The organism is Pseudomonas sp. Irchel 3F6, from assembly GCF_900187595.1.
Classification (GTDB): domain Bacteria; phylum Pseudomonadota; class Gammaproteobacteria; order Pseudomonadales; family Pseudomonadaceae; genus Aquipseudomonas; species Aquipseudomonas siliginis.
Genome location: NZ_FYDP01000001.1, coordinates 1,084,950 through 1,102,117 on the forward strand (window position 1 = coordinate 1,084,950; position 17,168 = coordinate 1,102,117).

Below are 17,168 nucleotides of genomic sequence, written 5' to 3' on the forward strand. Positions count from 1 at the left end.
ACCCTCTCCTTTCTGTGCGATTGCCAATCAAGTATTCACGCTGACCCTCTGCTGCGCCTTCACGGGTGTGCCCCCGCTGTTTCCCTGGTGCGGCAAGTGGTGGTACTGCGAAATGCCCATTGGAGTGTAGGCGCCCAAATCCTGTGCGCCTCACCAAAAGAACGCATAAAACGTGCCTTTGATCGGTTCGTTTTGCTCCCTTCAAAATCAAGCACTTGGAAATGTGGCCAGTATCCTGCTATTTGCAAATTGCATGAATCGACCACCCGTCCCCTGCAATCTGCAATCTCCGGGCAAATTTGCTTTCGAAGACTATGACGGCAAGAATGTCTCCCATGCAATTCAACCCGCACGGAGGCCTTCATGAATTCCTTAAGCGTTTGCGCGATCACCGGTCTGTTGATCGCCAACCTTTCCACCCTCGCCCACGCCGCCAAGCTCGAAGACATCGCGCCGTATCCCAAAGCCGAAGCCGGGTTTACCCGACAAGTCATCCATCTGCCCAAGCAAGAGCAGGAAGAGAATTTCCAGGTTGAAATTCTCGCCGGCAAAACCCTCGAAGTGGATTGCAATCGCCAGCGTTTGGGCGGTGTGCTCGATGAAAAGAATCTGCAAGGTTGGGGCTATCCGTTCTATCGCCTGGAAAAGGTCGTCGGCCCGATGAGCACGATGATGGCCTGCCCGCCTGGCAGCAAGAAAAAGCGCGCTTTCGTTCCGGTCGTCGGTGATGGCTTCATGTTGCGCTACAACAGCAAGCTGCCAGTCGTGGTATACGCGCCTTCGGACGTCGAAGTGCGCTATCGCATCTGGTCGGCGTCGGACAAAGTCGGCACCGCCCTGCAGGAATAACCGGAGCCCAGCCCTTGATTACTTGCCACGTCAGATATGTGATCGATCCTTACCAGTTACCCGCTTTCGAAGCCTATGCCAAAGCGTGGCTCGACATCGTTGAGCGCTTGGGCGGCACCCACCACGGCTACTTCCTCCCCTCGGAGGGCGCGAGCAACATTGCTTATTGCCTGTTCAGTTTCCCGTCGCTGGCCGATTACGAAAGCTATCGACATATTGCAATGACAGACCCGGAAAGCACCGCACTGGTTGCCGATCTGGTCGAGAAGAAATTCATCGTCAGTTACGAGCGCACGTTTCTGCGCCCGCTGCTGCCCTGATCGACATCACGCCGGCACGCCGCAAGCAGCGGCGCGTTCGGCGACATGGCGCAGGCTGTCGAAGTTGATGTTGGCCCCGGAGTCGATGGCGACGAATGTCTGATCGCGAACCCCACTGCGCGCCACGTACTGCTTGATCCCCGCAACAGCCAGCGCACCCGAAGGTTCAGTGATCGAACGGGTATCGTCGTAGATATTCTTGATCGCGGCGCAGAGTTCGTCATTGCTGACCGTGATCACTTCATCTACACAGAAGCGGCAAACCTCAAAGCCATACGCGCCAATCTGCGCTACCGCTACGCCATCGGCGAAGGTGCCGACACTGGGCAGGACCACCCGCTCGTCCGCACTTAAAGCCACTTGCAGGCACGCCGAATGTTCGGATTCGACGCCGATGATCCGCACTTCCGGGCGCAGGTATTTGACGTAGGCCGCGATACCGGCGATCAAACCTCCGCCGCCGACCGGGATGAAGATCGCGTTCAGCGTGCCTTGATGCTGGCGCAGGATTTCCATAGCCACGGTGCCTTGTCCGGCGATTACGTCAGGATCATCGAAGGGTGAAACGAACGTGCATCCGCTCTGCTCGGCCAAATGCAACGCGTGGGCCAGAGCAAAGGGAAAACTCTCTCCATGCAGCAGGGCTTCGGCACCGCGACTGCGCACGCCGAGCACTTTGAGCTCAGGGGTGGTAGACGGCATGACGATCGTCGCGCAGATGCCCAACTCCCGTGCCGCCAGCGCTACACCCTGCGCGTGATTACCCGCCGACGCAGTGATCACTCCCCGCGCTCGCTGCTCATCGCTCAGTTGCACGAGTTTGTTGTAAGCACCACGGATCTTGAAAGAGAACGTCGGTTGCAGATCTTCGCGCTTGAGCAGGACCCGATTGCCCAATGCTTGCGACAATGCCGGCGCAGGCTGCAACGGGGTACGCACCGCAATGTCGTACACCGGCGCGGCCAGGATTTTCTTTACGTAGTGCTCGAGCAGGGCTTGCTGGTCGGGGCTGTGCGGCATGGTCGTCTCCTGACATTTATCAGAACCCCGGAGACAGAAAGTAAAAACCCGCCTCTAGGGCGGGTTGGGTGCTGCAGTCGTGAGCTAGCCCGCCAAATGAGGAATGGCGGTAATAATGCTTGGCTGGCAGCGCGATACGGTGAAAGTCATGGGCTGGAAATTAGCCTGCCAGCGGATGACAAGTCAATGGCCCGCTGCAGAACTTTGAATCTTCCGCAGAACTGAGCAGTCACTGCAAAGGAGAACAACAACTTCTGCTCCAAGCCGATGAAAGTGGAGATCGACCATGAATATTCGCCAAATGCTGTTCGCCGTCCCGCTGCTGGTCGCCGCCCTGTCCAGCCCTGCTGCTTTCGCCGTCGATGAAAGCGACGCCGTGAAGAAGCCCGAATGTCCGAAAGGCCAGGTGTGGGACAGTAAAACCCAGCAATGCGTGCTGCAGACCAGTGGTTGACAGAAGCCCTGCTAAACTGGCCGAGGTTTTATTCTCAGGAAGATTTCCCCGTGTCCATTACGTCCCGCGCTGCATTGCTGGTCATCGATGTTCAAAACGACTTCATTCCCGGCGGTCAATTGCCGGCGCCTGAAGGTGACCGGATTGTGCCGCTGATCAACCGCCTCGCGCGGCAGTTCAGGCAAGTCGTGATTGCGCAGGACCGGCACCCGAGCGGGCATATCTCGTTTGCGTCCAGCCATCTTGGGCGCCAGCCCTACGATGTCATTGAGTTACCGTACGGCGCACAAACGTTGTGGCCCGATCACTGTGTGCAAGCCGGTGTCGGCGCCGAATTTCATCCGGAACTGGATCTACCGCACGCGCAATTGATCATCCGCAAGGGCTGCAATCCCGATATTGACAGCTACTCGGCTTTTCTCGAAGCGGATCGAAGCACCACCACCGGGCTCGCCGGCTATTTGAAAGAGCGCAGCATCGACACCGTTTACATGGTTGGCCTGGCGCTGGATTTCTGTGTAATGTTTTCGGCGCTGGATGCGCGCGCGGCGGGTTTTAATGTCTGTGTAGTGCTGGATGGCTGTCGCGCGATTGATCTGGACGGTTCGCTGGCAGCCGCCATAGCGCGGATGCAAGAGGCCGGCGTCAGCCTGATTCAATCATCAGATGTCCGTTAGGATATTCAGGCCGTGGCCGGCAACCACAGCCTGAATCGCGCTCCACCCAACGGCGAACCTTCAACCGTCAAAGTGCCGCCCTGCGCTTCGAGCGCTCGGCGGCTTATTGCCAAACCGAGGCCGAACCCACCCGTCGCGCGATCACGGCTGCGGTCGAGCCGGTAGAACGGTTCAAAGATCCGCTCGCGCTCGTCGTCGGGAATGCCGATGCCATCGTCGTCAACCCAGATCTCACACCCGCCAGCAATGACCTGCACGCCAATCTGAATGCGCTTTTCGCAATAGCGCATGGCATTGCGCAAAAGGTTCTGGATGGCCCGGGCGGTCAGGCGCGGATCCAGCGCGAAGCGTTCGAGCTGACCGTGCAGCAGAACGTCAATCACGATGTCTGGCGACTCCAGTTCCTCATCGACGCTGCCGAGAATGCTGTCGATGAATTCGTCCAGCGACACCTCGATGCGCTCAGGCGACTGCGCCGGATTCTGCAAACGGCTGTAGGAAAGCAACTCCAGCACCAATTCATCCAGCTCACGAATATGCGCGACCAAACTCTGCAGGCGCTCGCGGCTGGCGGCCGGCAAGTCTTCTGACAACGCCAGCGCCAGGCCGAAATCCAGACGCGTCAACGGCGTACGCAGCTCATGGGAAACAGCGTTGAGCAAGTCGCGCTGCTGATTGAGCAGGTTTTCTATATCGCCGGCCATGGTGTCGAACACGTTGGCGAGGCTGCCGATGTTCGAACTCGGGGCGATTCTGGTTCGCTCGCTCAAGTGGCCTTTGCCGAAGCGTTCGGCGGTGCCTTTCAGGCGCTCGAGATCGCGCCAGTGCGGGCGCAACCAGAGCAGCAGGCAGCCGAGCAACATGGCGCCGATCAGCACGTTGATGCTCCAGTACAACAGATCGACGTCGACCGGATCCGGCGGTACGACCATGCGCACGGCCATGTCCGCATTCAGCGGAGTCACCGCCAGCGTTCGCCAGCCCCAATCGCCGATGCGCACCACGTTCTCACCACGGTGCAACCGTTCCTGCTCGATGGGCGTGAACACCGGGTCGTCGATTGGCGTCAGGACGATGTGCAGCGGCTGGAATTCCTTGTCCATCGCCGCCGCAATCGCCGGCCATTGCTCTTGCGGCGCAGCATGAAACTGCTTGGTGATCAGCGATTGCAGACCTCGGGAGAATTCCAGATTGTAGGTGACGAAGCGATCCCGAAAGGCCATGACCACTAGATCCGGCACCAGATAGATCGCCGCACTATAGGAGACGATCGTCACCAGATACAGGCGAAACAGAATGCGAAACATCAGCTCAACATTCCCATTCGGAGCGGCTGAACAGATAGCCCTTGCCCCACACGGTCTTGATCTTGCGCGCCTCGCCGGCGTGATCATCGAATTTGCGCCGCAGCTTGGAAATCGCCACGTCCACCGAGCGGTCAGTGCCATTGAATTCAATACCGCGCAGCCGCTGAAGAATCTGATCGCGACTCAGCACTTCGCCGGCATGTCGGGCCAGCACCACCAGCAAATTGTATTCGCCGCTGGACAGTTCAACCGCTTGATCACGCCAGGTCACGGTGCGCTCGGACAGATCAATGCACAGATTGCCCATGACGATCCGATCGTTGACCGCCAGCGGTTCGCCGAGGCTGCTGCGCCGCAACAACGTGCGCACCCGCGCCAGCAGCACTCGTGGCTCGCAGGGTTTGGTGACGTAGTCGTCAGCGCCCATTTCCAGGCCCAACACCTGATCATGGCTGTCATCGCGAGCCGTGAGCATGAGGATCGGCAGTGTCGCCGAATCGGCACGCAGCAAACGGCACACCTGCAAGCCGTCGAGGCCCGGCAGCATGAGGTCGAGGATCACCAGATCCGGCGGACTGATCCGCGCCCGCTCGCGCACATGGTCGCCACGGCCGATGACGCTGACGGAATAACCGTTGCGCTCCAGGTAGCTGGAAATCAGTTCGGCGAGGGCGGTGTCGTCTTCGACCAGGAGGATGTTGGGCATGGGGTGTTCCAGAGAATGCTGTGGCGACAGTCGGGACTCATTCGCTCGCACATTGAAATGCGATCTCCTGTGGGAGCGAGCCTGCTCGCGAAAGCGATCGAACTGTCGCAATAAATTTCAAGGCCTGCAGGATATACGCCCTCGCGCACCACCGAGCAAAACCCTTACACAATTTCACACAGCAGCTACAAAGCTTCACCGCTAACCTCCCCGTCTGGCCGTAGGATGCGGCCTTCAATATTGGGGGTTGTACATGTCTGGAAAACTGCTGGCCGGGCTCGCCCTGATCGCATTGGCGCAGACGCTGAGCGCCTGTGACTCATCCTCGAACGCCGAAGAGCAAGCACCACCAGCCACCGTGCGCATCGAGACCATCAAAACCCAGCCATTGTCGATCAGCAGCGAACTGAGCGGCCGCATCGCCGCGCCACGGATTGCCGAAGTGCGCGCACGCGTGGCCGGCGTGGTGTTGCAGCGCACCTACCGCGAAGGCAGTGACGTAAAAAAAGGCGATGTGCTGTTCCGCATCGACCCGGCACCTTTCAAGGCGGATCTGGACAGTGCCGAAGCCGCGCTGCGCAAAGCCGAGGCCAACGCCTTTCAGGCCAGATTGCAAGAACAACGCTATGCGCAGTTGATCGAGGACCAGGCCATCAGCGGTCAGGACTACGACAACGCCCGCGCCGCTGCCCGGCAGACGGCAGCTGATGTCGCGGCCAGCAAAGCGGCGCTTGAACGGGCGAAACTGAACCTCGGCTATGCCACCGTCACCGCGCCGATTTCCGGCCGTATCGGTCGCGCCTTGGTCACCGAGGGTGCGTTGGTCGGGCAGAACGAAACCACGCCGCTGGCGTTGATTCAGCAACTCAACCCGATCCATGCCGACCTCACCCAGTCGACCCGCGAGCTCAATGAACTGCGCCGGGCATTGCGCTCCGGGCAGTTGCAGGAAGTCGGTCAGGATCAAGCGAAGGCCACGCTGATTCAGGATGACGGTAGCGTGTATCCGTTGCCCGGCAAGCTGCTGTTCAGCGACATCACTGTCGATCCCGGCACCGGGCAGATCATTGTGCGCAGCGAGTTTCCCAATCCGGATCTCGACTTGCTGCCGGGCAGCTTCATCCGCGTACGCCTTGAGCAGGCAACCATCCAGAACGGCATCACCGTACCGCAACGCGCGGTGCAGCGTGACAGTGCCGGCATTGCCCAGGTGCTGACTGTCGATGAACAGATGCGCGTGGCGCAGCAACCGGTGCAACTGGGTGCGGTGCAGAACAATCGCTGGATCGTCACCGGCGGCCTGAAGCCCGGCGACCGTGTTGTCATCGAAGGCCTGCAACACGCCCGTCCCGGGGAAAAGGTGCAGATCGACGAAACCCCACTTCCACTTGCCCAGACCACTGGTCAGTAAGCAGGACGCTTCTATATGCCGCAGTTCTTTATCGACCGCCCGGTGTTTGCCTGGGTGGTCGCCCTGTTCATCCTGTTGGCCGGTGTGCTGGCCATTCCGCAGTTGCCGGTGGCGCAATACCCCGACGTCGCCCCGCCGCAAATCGAGATTTACGCCGTCTACCCTGGCGCCTCGGCGCAAACCGTCGATGAAAGCGTGGTCAGCCTGATCGAGGAAGAGCTCAACGGCGCCGATCACTTGCTCTACTTCGAATCACAAAGCAGCCTGGGCAGCGCGACGATCAAGGCAACCTTTCAGCCGGGCACCAATCCCGAGCTGGCGCAGGTCGATGTGCAAAACCGCCTCAAGGTGGTCGAGTCGCGCCTGCCGCAAGCGGTCAATCAGCAGGGGTTGCAGGTGGAGAAGGTCTCTTCCGGTTTCCTCTTGCTGATCACCCTGACCTCCAGCGACGGCAAGCTCGATGACGTTGCGCTCAGCGATTATCTGGCGCGCAACGTGATGAACGAGATAAAGCGTCTGGACGGTGTCGGCAAGGCGCAGTTGTATGGTGCCGAGCGGGCTATGCGCATCTGGATCGATCCGCAGAAGCTCATCGCGTTCAACCTGACGCCGGCCGATGTCAACGACGCCATTGTTGCGCAGAACGCCCAGGTTTCGGCAGGTAGCATCGGTGATCTGCCGTCACCTTCGACGCAGGAAATCACCGCGACAATTCTGGTCAAAGGCCAATTGTCGACGCCGCAGGAGTTTGCCGACATCGTGCTCAAGGCCAATCGCGACGGCTCCACGGTGCGCATCGGTGATGTTGCGCGGGTCGAAATCGGCAGCCAGGAATATCAGTTCGGCACACGCCTGAACGGCAAGCCGTCCACCGCCGTTGGCGTGCAGCTTTCTCCAGGCGCCAACGCGCTGAACACCGCGACACTGGTGCGGGCGAAGATGGATGAACTGGCGCGCTACTTCCCGGCCGGCGTGGAATACAAGATTCCTTACGACACTTCGCCATTCGTCAAAGTCTCGATTACCAAAGTGATCTACACCCTCGGCGAAGCGATGCTGCTGGTATTTGCAGTGATGTTCCTGTTCCTGCAAAACGTGCGCTACACGCTGATCCCGACACTGGTGGTGCCGGTGGCGTTGATGGGCACTTTCGCGACCATGCTGGCGCTGGGGTTCTCGATCAACGTGCTGACCATGTTCGGCATGGTGCTGGCCATCGGCATTCTGGTGGACGACGCCATCGTCGTGGTGGAGAACGTCGAGCGCATCATGGCCAGCGAGGGCCTGTCGCCCAAGGAAGCCACGCGCAAGGCGATGACGCAGATCACCGGGGCGATCATCGGCATAACGCTGGTGTTGGTCGCGGTGTTTATTCCGATGGCGTTCATGCAGGGTTCGGTCGGGGTGATCTACCAACAGTTCTCGCTGTCCATGGCCACCTCGATTCTATTCTCGGCGTTCCTTGCTCTGACGTTGACCCCGGCATTGTGCGCGACCTTGCTCAAGCCTGTTGCCAAGGGCGAGCACCACGAGAAGTCCGGATTTTTCGGCTGGTTCAATCGTCGCTTTGAGCAATTGACCGACCGCTATCAGGGTTGGGTCGGCTATGCGCTCAAGCGTACGGGTCGCTACCTGATGATCTACGTGGTCCTGCTGATTGGACTCGGAATCTGTTTTGCGCGCCTGCCCTCCTCGTTTCTGCCGACCGAGGATCAGGGCTACACCATTACCGATATTCAATTGCCACCCGGCGCAACGAAGAACCGTACTGTACAAGTAGCCGAGCAGCTCGAAGCGCACAACGCCGGTGAGCCGGGAATCAGTGACAGTGTGGTGATCCTGGGTTTCAGTTTCTCCGGTAGCGGGCAGAACGCAGCGCTGGCGTTTTCGACGCTCAAGGATTGGTCGGAACGTGGCAGTGACGATACTGCCAGCTCAATCACCGACCGCGCCAACGCGGCGCTGAGCCAGATCAAGGACGCCATGGCCTTCTCGGTGCTGCCGCCGCCGGTGGATGGCCTTGGCACGTCCAGCGGTTTCGAGTTCCGCTTGCAGGATCGCGGTGGTCTGGGCCATGCGACGTTGATGCAGGCGCGTACGGAACTGCTCGCCGCCGCCGAGAAAAGTCCGGTATTGATAAACGTCCGTGAAAGCGCGCTGGCAGAAGCACCGCAGGTGCAACTGATCGTAGACCGCAAGCAGGCGAATGCCTTGGGCGTTTCGTTCGCCGACATCGGCAACGTGCTGTCCACTGCCGTGGGTTCGAGCTACATCAATGACTTCCCCAATCAGGGCCGCATGCAGCGGGTAGTCGTGCAAGCCGAAGGTGATCAGCGCAGTCAGGTGGATGATTTGCTGAAAATGCATGTGCGCAACAACGCCGGGAACATGGTGCCGCTGTCGGCCTTCGTTCAGGCCAACTGGATTCAAGGCCCGGCGCAGTTGACCCGGTACAACGGCTATCCGGCGATCGCGATATCTGGTGAACCGTCACCCGGGCACAGTACCGGCGAGGCCATGGCGGAAATCGAACGACTGGTTGCGCTGGGGCCGAAAGGTCTGGGTCAAGAGTGGACCGGTTTGTCGTTGCAGGAACGCCTGTCAGGCAATCAGGCGCCGGTTCTGCTTGGCCTGTCGCTACTGGTGGTATTCCTGTGTCTGGCGGCGCTGTACGAGAGCTGGTCGATTCCGACCTCTGTATTGCTCGTTGTCCCGCTTGGTGTGCTCGGCGCGGTACTCGCCGTGACACTGCGCGGCATGCCCAACGACGTGTTCTTCAAGGTCGGACTGATCACCATCATTGGTCTGTCGGCGAAAAACGCGATCCTGATCATCGAGTTCGCCAAGAGCTTGTATGACGAAGGTCACGATCTGATCGATGCGACGTTGCAGGCCGCGCGTTTGCGTCTGCGGCCGATCGTGATGACATCGCTGGCATTCATTCTCGGCGTAGTGCCGCTCGCGATTGCAACTGGCGCGAGCTCGGCAAGTCAGCAAGCAATCGGCACAGGTGTGATTGGCGGGATGATCACTGCGACACTGGCGGTAATCTTCGTGCCGGTGTTTTTCGTCGTGGTCATGAAGCTCGTACAACGATTCACCAAACAACGCTGATCAAACTGTGGGAGCGAGCCTGCTCGCGAATGCGTCCGGTCTGCCAACATTAATGTTGAATCTGCTGACGTCTTCGCGAGCAGGCTCGCTCCCACAAGGATTGGCCAACATCATGCGCAGTGGCCACATCTGTCAACGCTGGGCTAAGGTGGTGAAACCTCCCTCGCCTACCGAGCTTTCATGCGCTTCCTCGCCCGCACCCACCCTCGCCTTTCCGCTGCCGCCTCGCTCGGTCTCGCCAGCGGCCTGTTGGTCCCGGCCGATTCCATCGTCAGCAAAATCCTCATTGGCTGGAACGCCGGTGTCTGGACTTACCTGATCCTGATGTTCTGGCTGACCATACGCGCCAAGGCCCCGGACGTGCGACGCATCGCCGAAGTCGAAGACGAGAACGCCGGGCTGGTGCTGTTTGTGGTGTGCATTGCCGCGTTGGCCAGTCTCGCCACCATCACCCTTGAACTGGCCGGCAGCAAAGACCTGGAAACTTCACGCAAACTCATGCACTACGGGTTCACAGCGCTGACAGTGACCGGCTCATGGCTGCTGATAGGTGTGATCTTCTGTGTGCACTACGCCAGATTGTTTTACACCTGGGACGGCAAAGAGCCGGCGCTGCGTTTTGCTGAAGGACTGACCACCCCCAATTACTGGGATTTTCTGTACTTCTCGTTCACCATCGGCGTGGCTGTGCAGACTTCGGATGTGGGTGTTGCAACGCGGGATATTCGAAAAATTGTGCTGGCGCAGTCGTTGATCGGTTTTGTGTTCAATACGGCGATCCTCGGGTTCTCGATCAACATTGCAGCAGGATTGTTCGGCTGAAAAACACGGCTTGTTCTGGCAGTTCAAAGCTCACAAAAACGTACGCCTGTAAACTGTCAACACTGACAGTTTACAGGCGTACTGTATTCACGCTTCCATACAACATCCAGAAGTAGGACGGGTCAGTCTTTGGATGTCCCCAACCATATTGTATGGAGATAAAACTCATGAGCTATGCAGCCCGAGCCTACACGACGATCTCTCCGGTTTTAGCGCCGACCTATTTGTCAGCCACTATCAACGGCGATGCCAACCCAAACTACAGGTTTGTCAAAATCCCTCAATTCATGGAGTTTCGATCTACCTCTGTACCTTCCTTCGGGCCGAAGCCCTACCCGGAAGGCCTGCGTTACGTTCTGACAGCTGGACACACTAAGGATGGTGTGACGCGTACGCTTGAGTTTGTGTTCCCTTTTAAACCCCAATCGTCGACCTATGACCTCTCCAAAGATAGCGATGATGTCAGAAGTACCTACTATTCCAATCCTGCGACGGGTGATCTGCACGTCTCTGTGAGCGGGAGCCTGACATTGAAATATGACGACATTGAAAAAACCCTGAGTGGCACTTGGTCCGGCACATATGACCATGGTGGAGAGAACGGCAACGAAGAGTTTCCGATCACTGGGGAGTTTGTCGCTACCGCAGACCTGAGCAAGAGAAAAAACGCTAACTGACTACGACAAAAAGGAAGCTGCGAGGCTTCCTTTTTTTAATGCTGATGCAATCAGAAACTGAAGCTCAGCCCGACACTCCCTCCTAGCTCCTGATCAGCTTTGCTGCCCCTGCTGGTCCCTATCTCGCCATACAGTTGCCATTTGTTATTGGCCGGCACCCAATTGAGGCCCCCGGTCAGCTCTAGGCTGGTGCTGGACAAATCGTTGTTGAATCCAGTGTCATTCACGCTGACACGATTATTGTTGACGAATTCATGACTTAACGCCGCGTGCAGCCTGGGTTGCAATTTTCCGCCATTGTTCAGCACCACCTCGCGGCCAACGGTCATTCCGACCTTGCCGAGCAATGAGCGGGTCTCGTTGCTGTCTACCTGCAGTCCGTTGTCCAACTTGTAGTCCTTGCCTTTCACCGTCGCAACACCAATCTGAGCAGAGGGCTCGATGAAGTAACCTCGGTTAAAGACTATATGCTTACCCACTTCGACGGTTCCACTGATGCCGAGATTATCGAAGTCACCCTTTGTTCGAGTGTCATCGCTCAAGGTGACTTTGACGTCATTACTGAAACGGTTGATTTTGCCAACGGTATCCACGTAATACCCGGTCGTTTCGTCATACCAGGACAGATACATCCCGCCATAGGTGCTGTTGATCGTGCCGGCGCTGCCGCGGGCCAGGTTAAGGCGAGTGGTGCTGTAGCCACCAAAAACCCCGATCAACCATTGGCCATCACCTATCGGTAGTGGCGTGTCCACCCCCAATGAGACGCCAGTCTGATTTTGTTTATAACCATCACCGTAGGCATTCTTGACGTTGTACTGATTGGCATGAGTGCGTATCCACAGGCCGCTGGTCGCGTTTTGATTATCTGAGTCCAGTGCCGCAATCGATCGCGATCGCGGCTGAGTGCCGGCCATGCGACGGTCGCCGAGGCGAGTATTGAGAGTGGTCATTTCCGAATAGATAACCGTAGGAGCGGTACCGGCAATAGCCAATGCTGTTTGTGAACCTGTACTCGGCGTTGTCCCATCAGTCCGCAGGAAAATACCTTCGCCCTCTCGCACCAGTTTGTACGCCAAAGCACCACGATCAACCTGACCGTTTCTCAGATCGAACTCAGCATCCCCGCCAGCGATGTTAGCCACTTGAAGCGGTGCACCGGTGACAGGTTCGCTGGCGCTTGCACCAACTACCAGCTCGTGACGGCCACTGGCCGATTCCGTGACATTGAGAAAGTCCGTTTCACCGGTGGACACGTCAGCATCCAAAAAAACCGGCCGTTGCCTGACAGGTTGGCAACATCCAGACGGACGAACTCGGCGGGCGTGCCGAATCTGACGTTCCCGCCCTGCATTTCGAGATTCGATAACGAATTGCTGCCATCCAGGTTCCATTCAGCGCCACGCCCGATGGACATAGCGCTAACGCCAGTAACCGAACCGTGCAGGATCGAGTCGTTATCCAGCATCACGACGCCAGCCCCGGAGCCCTGAATGTTACCGGTGAGTATGCTTCGGGTATCAAGCGAAACAGAATCGACGTTGGTCAAATCGCCGTCAAGGCTGGCATTGTTTTGCAAGAAAACCGCGGCGGTCCCGCCGTCAGCAACCGCTACATTGCCGGTCAAATGGCTGTCGTCGATTTGAAAGCGCGCTGCTGCGCCATCCATAACCTCGAGGATATTACCGTTGCCGCCGATCAGATTCGAACGGTTAGCTATCTCGATCAATACCGGTTGATCGTCCGGCGTCGCAAAATCGACATTGATCGCTGCGCCGGTGCGGCCCTGCACGGTTGACCCATCAATCTTCAGTACACTCTGTGCGGTGACATCGCTCGGGTTCAGGACAGTATCCTCGCCAAAGATGATCCCATCCAGTTCTCCGATGACCTCGCTGGCTGCACTGATGTTGGCGTTGCCGCCGTAAAGTTCGAGGCCAACACCGTCTGCGTCGGTCCCTTCAACCCGGCTGTCCACCAGATTCAACGTACTGAGGGATGTCACCGCTGCACCCGAAAAACCGCCTGTCAACGTACTGCCAGTGACGGTCGCTGTTGAGCCAACGGGTATATTCAGGTCGCGCGCAAGCGACATTGCTCTGCCATCGCTGGACAGCGTACTGCCGGATACCACTGCCGAGCTGTCGGTCAAGCTCAGCGCAGTGTCGAAATTGCTAGCCGTCACCGTTGCCGCGTCCAGAGACACTCGGGCGTCTGCTGAGGCTTCAATCTGTGAAGTGCTGGCGGAAATCGCGTTTAACGTCCCACCGCCGACAACGATGTTCAGCGTATCACCGCCATTGACGTTAAGCGTGGCAGTGGCAGGGATGAACCAGGCTTCTGGCGTAGCACCGACGGATACGGTTTCGACTTCACCAGGATTGAGATTTCGGGAAAAGGCCGTCTCGGATATTGCGATCAGTAATGCTGCACAAGAGAGCGTGCCAGTGAGTTTCAAAACTGTCGGTCCCAAGCTATTTTCAAACGTCATATACACTTCTCGTTGAGGTTTATCGGGACGGAAGAAGGACGGTTCAGACGTACATATTCCATCAGACGACCTTTGTAGGCGACGCCGGAGAATACCTGCTAGTCTGGACTTTCTCTGTAGGACTAATCCTCTTAGTAGGTGGGCTTAATCGCCCACTCGCGACATTTCGAGATATTTCTTGCTTCCCCAATTAAATTGCATTGCCTGAAGAGGCTGGCTCTCCGGCAATGCAATGATCGCGAATGCCGTTTATGGAGCAGGCGCAGGATCCCAGCCCGGTTCCGATTCGCAGTACAAGAAGTCAGCATTGAGCAGGTAGACAATCATTTCCTGAACTTCTGACGTGGTTACAATTGGCGTCGAATACCAGATTTTTACATAACCTGCGTAAAAGTCGGTCGGATCAGGCGTGGTAGCAGGTGGACGAGGAAGATTACGAATAAAAGGTGCGTATGGCACTTCCCAAAGCATCCCCTCCGTTAACTCGAGCGAAGTGATCGCACGAGTATCGGAAAAAACCGTATCCGGCGGTGCGTCTATGGTGTATTTATCGTCATGCCAGCCTTGCCAATTGAATGTGATATTCATCCCATCGGTGAAATGATCATTAGGTTTGATCTTGAACGTCGCAACGTGATCATCCCCCGTCAAGCTCTCGCAAATAATGTATGGGTCTTCGGTGCCATCTGTAGGTGGGCGTTGGAATTCTGGCTTATCGAGAACGATGACTACAGTATTGACAGTTACCGTCTCCTTTGCCGAGTCTTGAGTATTATTCCGGGCGGGGTTTTCATATGTCCACCAAGCCTCTTTAAGCCCGATACCACCCGGACCGACAACGGTATATGGCAAATCTATCTGAACGACATTATTGATATTCGACTGAGTCATTTGAATGGAATTAACGATAATTTCGCCTTGATCCCCAAGATACTTCAGGGTAACCAGATCGCCCGGTTCGGGATCGGGAAACGACGTCCCGGCGGTGACAGGCGAGACATCGATGTGAGCCTTGGCTGTCTGATCGACATCCTGAGGGCCCAGTAAGTTATCCGTGACAGGTGGCTGTCCGCGGACGATCAGTTTCCGGAATTCGGGATTAACTTCAGGGGGCGGGGTCGTCGGGTCGACGGTATAAGGCGGATGCGTCGAGAAATCTGTTTTGACAGTTGTTGATCCGTCGTCGATGGATAAGCCGCCACGCATCAAGTCAGCTTTGACGACCACGTCCAATTCAAAATTCGTACCCGTCTGGTTATCAAAGTATTGTTTGCTCAGACTCGACCAAGGAATGGTGAACTCCAGCTCCGTGAGTGCGTTGAATGGCAGATCCTGGGCTGGTTGAGCGCCGTATGTCAGGCTCACTACGTCGGTGCCGATTGTATCTACCAACCGGCTGACTTTTACCTTCACACCTGCACGCGCATCTTTTAAATCGATCAGACCATCTTCGTTTGCCGGGACGGTAATGACGCCCAGTTTGGGCAGTGGCAGAAAACGCACGTTTTTGAAATACACGCCCCATGCGCTCTGGTTGCCAGCAGCGTCAGTAATGATGAACCAGATGAAGGCCCGGCCGCTCGTTACCTTGCGTAGCTCTGCGGTCGGGATGGACAGCTTGCCATCGGTGGGCATCGGTCCGTTGAAAAAAGGGGGCACCTGCGGAGGGTTGGTACGTGTACCTGCCACGTACAGGGTCAACGTGTCATCCGGCTGAACGTTGGCGTAGCCGGTATCAATTTGTACCTGCAATCCCCCTTCGTTACCTGGCTGACCTGCCCATGTGTCATCCAGATCCCCGGGGGCATTTGGAAACGTGGCTGGCGGAATTGTTCTGGCGCCTGGAACCTGTCCTGGATTTGTACCTGTTTGTGCAGGTTTCGCTTGCCAGGCACCAGTACGGTCGATAAAAAACTTCATCACAGGACCGGTCAGCGGGTTGAGCCCCCGCTCATACAGCACGCTACGCACCCAGATCGGCGTCGGCCCCACCGGGGTTGCATCCTCACCCAGAAATTCGGTAGGCACTGTGATCGGAAAATCTACAGGACGGCTGGCCACGTCGCCGAGGTTTACCCTGTTTAACCGCGTGAAGTCTGTCGGCAGCGGATTGGCAGGAGGCTGGGTTCGCGTAACGTCAAGGGCGATCTGATCTCTGCTGTTAGGATTCGACCACACATTGGTCTTGACCATAAGTGTCAGCGCGGCGCCCACAGGTATCGCAGCTATCGGAATGATGTCCTTGTTCGTGCCGCGCCCGTCTGGCAATTCGGGGGTAGGTGCGACCAGAACGCCCAAGGGTGTGCCTGACTCCGCAGTTTGAATACTTGTCATGTGCCTTCTCCATTGCGTAGAAAATGTTTTTTGATCCATGCATCTTCGACAATGACGAATGTCGCCAACTGCAGTCGTAATATCGCTGCTACTGTTGCGGCCTGATCACTTCATCCAACTTGCATCCGAGCAATACTTGCTTTCTCCCGGAATTTTCCTGTCTACCTTCACCAGCCCGGTAAACGAGCGAAAGATAGGTACACCGTCGCGCAATAGTTGGTAATTAACTAAGGCCGAATCTTTTTCCTCCATGGGTTCTATATGTGAAGCAAAGGGCTTGATTACAATCTTCACTGGCTCCTTGGTCACAACATCTGTCACAACCTCAGTAAAGTTAAACACCTGTGTCAAAGGGTTTCCCGACCCGTTTAAAGAATCCCATGCCTGCCAATCCAGGCTGAGGACATCCGTAAGCTGAAACAAGTCATCGAAAGGAATTTCGATACGTACCCCTTCCCAGATAAACAAGGCTTCCGGATCGCCGGGATGGTTCTTGTAACATCCGATATATCCCCAAGCATCCGCATCGGGAAAAGTAACCTCCTTCAAAAGTTGCGGCGGCTTAACTATCGCAAAAGTCAGGCGTCGTGAAGGTGACGTAGTAGGGTTGATCGAACGTACTGTGTAGAAAAGCTCAAACGAAGCCACATCCGGAAGTTTCTCGGGAGCTACTGGAATACGAAACTCCGGCGCATCGTCCGCGGCCCCATACTCGCCAAAGGCGACGAAATCAGGGTTACCAACAATGAAAATTTCAACACGATCTTTATTCACGCCTGAAACAGGAAAGTTCGGCCAGCGGTCAATAATACAAACGATGCCCACCTGTTTTGCGTCCGGCGGCAATGTTCCGGCCGGGTCAAGCGGATCGACGCCTTCCACTCGTGGCAGGCTCAGAAGCACGCCGGGATTCAATGGATTGCTGGAGGTAGTCGGCGTTTCGATCGGCATGGAATTTCTCACTGGCTGGTCATCTAGGCCTGAAA

Annotated in this window: 14 protein-coding genes and 1 pseudogene; 8 read left to right on the forward strand and 7 right to left on the reverse strand. The window is 56.9% G+C overall.

The genetic code is table 11. The features are described from left to right. Positions 1 to 363: 363 nt before the first annotated feature. Complete coding sequence (eco, locus tag CKW30_RS04730) at positions 364 to 849, forward strand: serine protease inhibitor ecotin (RefSeq protein ID WP_095180122.1); 486 nt, start codon at positions 364 to 366, stop codon at positions 847 to 849. A gap of 14 nt (positions 850 to 863) precedes the next feature. Then, entirely contained in the window at positions 864 to 1,169 is a 306-nt protein-coding gene (locus CKW30_RS04735) for an NIPSNAP family protein (protein WP_056789713.1), read from the forward strand. A 30-nt stretch (positions 1,170 to 1,199) separates the two neighbouring features. Here the strand turns inward: CKW30_RS04735 and ilvA are convergent. Next, positions 1,200 to 2,189, reverse strand: a pseudogene (ilvA, locus tag CKW30_RS04740) (threonine ammonia-lyase, biosynthetic); the annotation flags it as partial. Positions 2,190 to 2,475: 286 nt separating this feature from the next. Between ilvA and CKW30_RS27195 the strand changes: the two are divergent. Further along, entirely contained in the window at positions 2,476 to 2,643 is a 168-nt protein-coding gene (locus CKW30_RS27195; protein WP_159894620.1) for a hypothetical protein, read from the forward strand. 50 nt (positions 2,644 to 2,693) lie between these two features. Continuing rightward, complete coding sequence (pncA, locus tag CKW30_RS04745) at positions 2,694 to 3,320, forward strand: bifunctional nicotinamidase/pyrazinamidase (RefSeq protein WP_095180124.1); 627 nt, start codon at positions 2,694 to 2,696, stop codon at positions 3,318 to 3,320. 5 nt (positions 3,321 to 3,325) lie between these two features. Here the strand turns inward: pncA and CKW30_RS04750 are convergent, their stop codons facing one another. Continuing rightward, a complete protein-coding gene (locus CKW30_RS04750) occupies positions 3,326 to 4,627 on the reverse strand; it encodes an ATP-binding protein (protein ID WP_095180125.1) in 1,302 nt (433 codons plus the stop codon). A gap of 4 nt (positions 4,628 to 4,631) precedes the next feature. Further along, positions 4,632 to 5,333 carry a response regulator transcription factor gene (locus tag CKW30_RS04755; RefSeq protein ID WP_016774890.1) on the reverse strand — a complete coding sequence of 234 codons (702 nt, stop codon included), beginning with the start codon at positions 5,331 to 5,333 and terminating at the stop codon, positions 4,632 to 4,634. A 253-nt stretch (positions 5,334 to 5,586) separates the two neighbouring features. Between CKW30_RS04755 and CKW30_RS04760 the strand changes: the two genes are divergently transcribed. The 4 genes from CKW30_RS04760 to CKW30_RS04775 all read left to right on the forward strand — a co-directional run bounded on the left by CKW30_RS04760 (position 5,587) and on the right by CKW30_RS04775 (position 11,357). Beyond that, the gene (locus CKW30_RS04760; protein ID WP_095180126.1) at positions 5,587 to 6,744 is read left to right on the forward strand and encodes an efflux RND transporter periplasmic adaptor subunit; all 1,158 of its coding nucleotides are present in this window, start codon (positions 5,587 to 5,589) and stop codon (positions 6,742 to 6,744) included. 15 nt (positions 6,745 to 6,759) lie between these two features. Continuing rightward, a complete protein-coding gene (locus CKW30_RS04765; RefSeq protein WP_095180127.1) occupies positions 6,760 to 9,858 on the forward strand; it encodes an efflux RND transporter permease subunit in 3,099 nt (1,032 codons plus the stop codon). A 180-nt stretch (positions 9,859 to 10,038) separates the two neighbouring features. Continuing rightward, positions 10,039 to 10,680 carry a DUF1345 domain-containing protein gene (locus CKW30_RS04770; protein ID WP_095180128.1) on the forward strand — a complete coding sequence of 214 codons (642 nt, stop codon included), beginning with the start codon at positions 10,039 to 10,041 and terminating at the stop codon, positions 10,678 to 10,680. A 167-nt stretch (positions 10,681 to 10,847) separates the two neighbouring features. Next, positions 10,848 to 11,357, forward strand: coding sequence for a hypothetical protein (locus CKW30_RS04775; protein WP_095180129.1), 510 nt, complete (start codon positions 10,848 to 10,850; stop codon positions 11,355 to 11,357). A gap of 50 nt (positions 11,358 to 11,407) precedes the next feature. Here CKW30_RS04775 and CKW30_RS27440 read toward each other — a convergent pair whose 3' ends face one another. From CKW30_RS27440 to CKW30_RS04790, 4 genes are all read right to left on the reverse strand, one after another. Next, positions 11,408 to 12,613, reverse strand: coding sequence for an autotransporter outer membrane beta-barrel domain-containing protein (locus tag CKW30_RS27440; protein ID WP_256584158.1), 1,206 nt, complete (start codon positions 12,611 to 12,613; stop codon positions 11,408 to 11,410). Further along, positions 12,547 to 13,848 (reverse strand): hypothetical protein, encoded by a 1,302-nt coding sequence (locus CKW30_RS27445; RefSeq protein ID WP_256584159.1) that lies wholly within the window; start codon positions 13,846 to 13,848, stop codon positions 12,547 to 12,549. The genes CKW30_RS27440 and CKW30_RS27445 overlap by 67 nt, the downstream gene beginning before the upstream one ends. Positions 13,849 to 14,097: 249 nt before the next feature. Then, a complete protein-coding gene (locus CKW30_RS04785; RefSeq protein ID WP_056789691.1) occupies positions 14,098 to 16,182 on the reverse strand; it encodes a hypothetical protein in 2,085 nt (694 codons plus the stop codon). A 105-nt stretch (positions 16,183 to 16,287) separates the two neighbouring features. Continuing rightward, a complete protein-coding gene (locus tag CKW30_RS04790) occupies positions 16,288 to 17,133 on the reverse strand; it encodes a hypothetical protein (protein WP_095180130.1) in 846 nt (281 codons plus the stop codon). Positions 17,134 to 17,168: the final 35 nt, after the last annotated feature.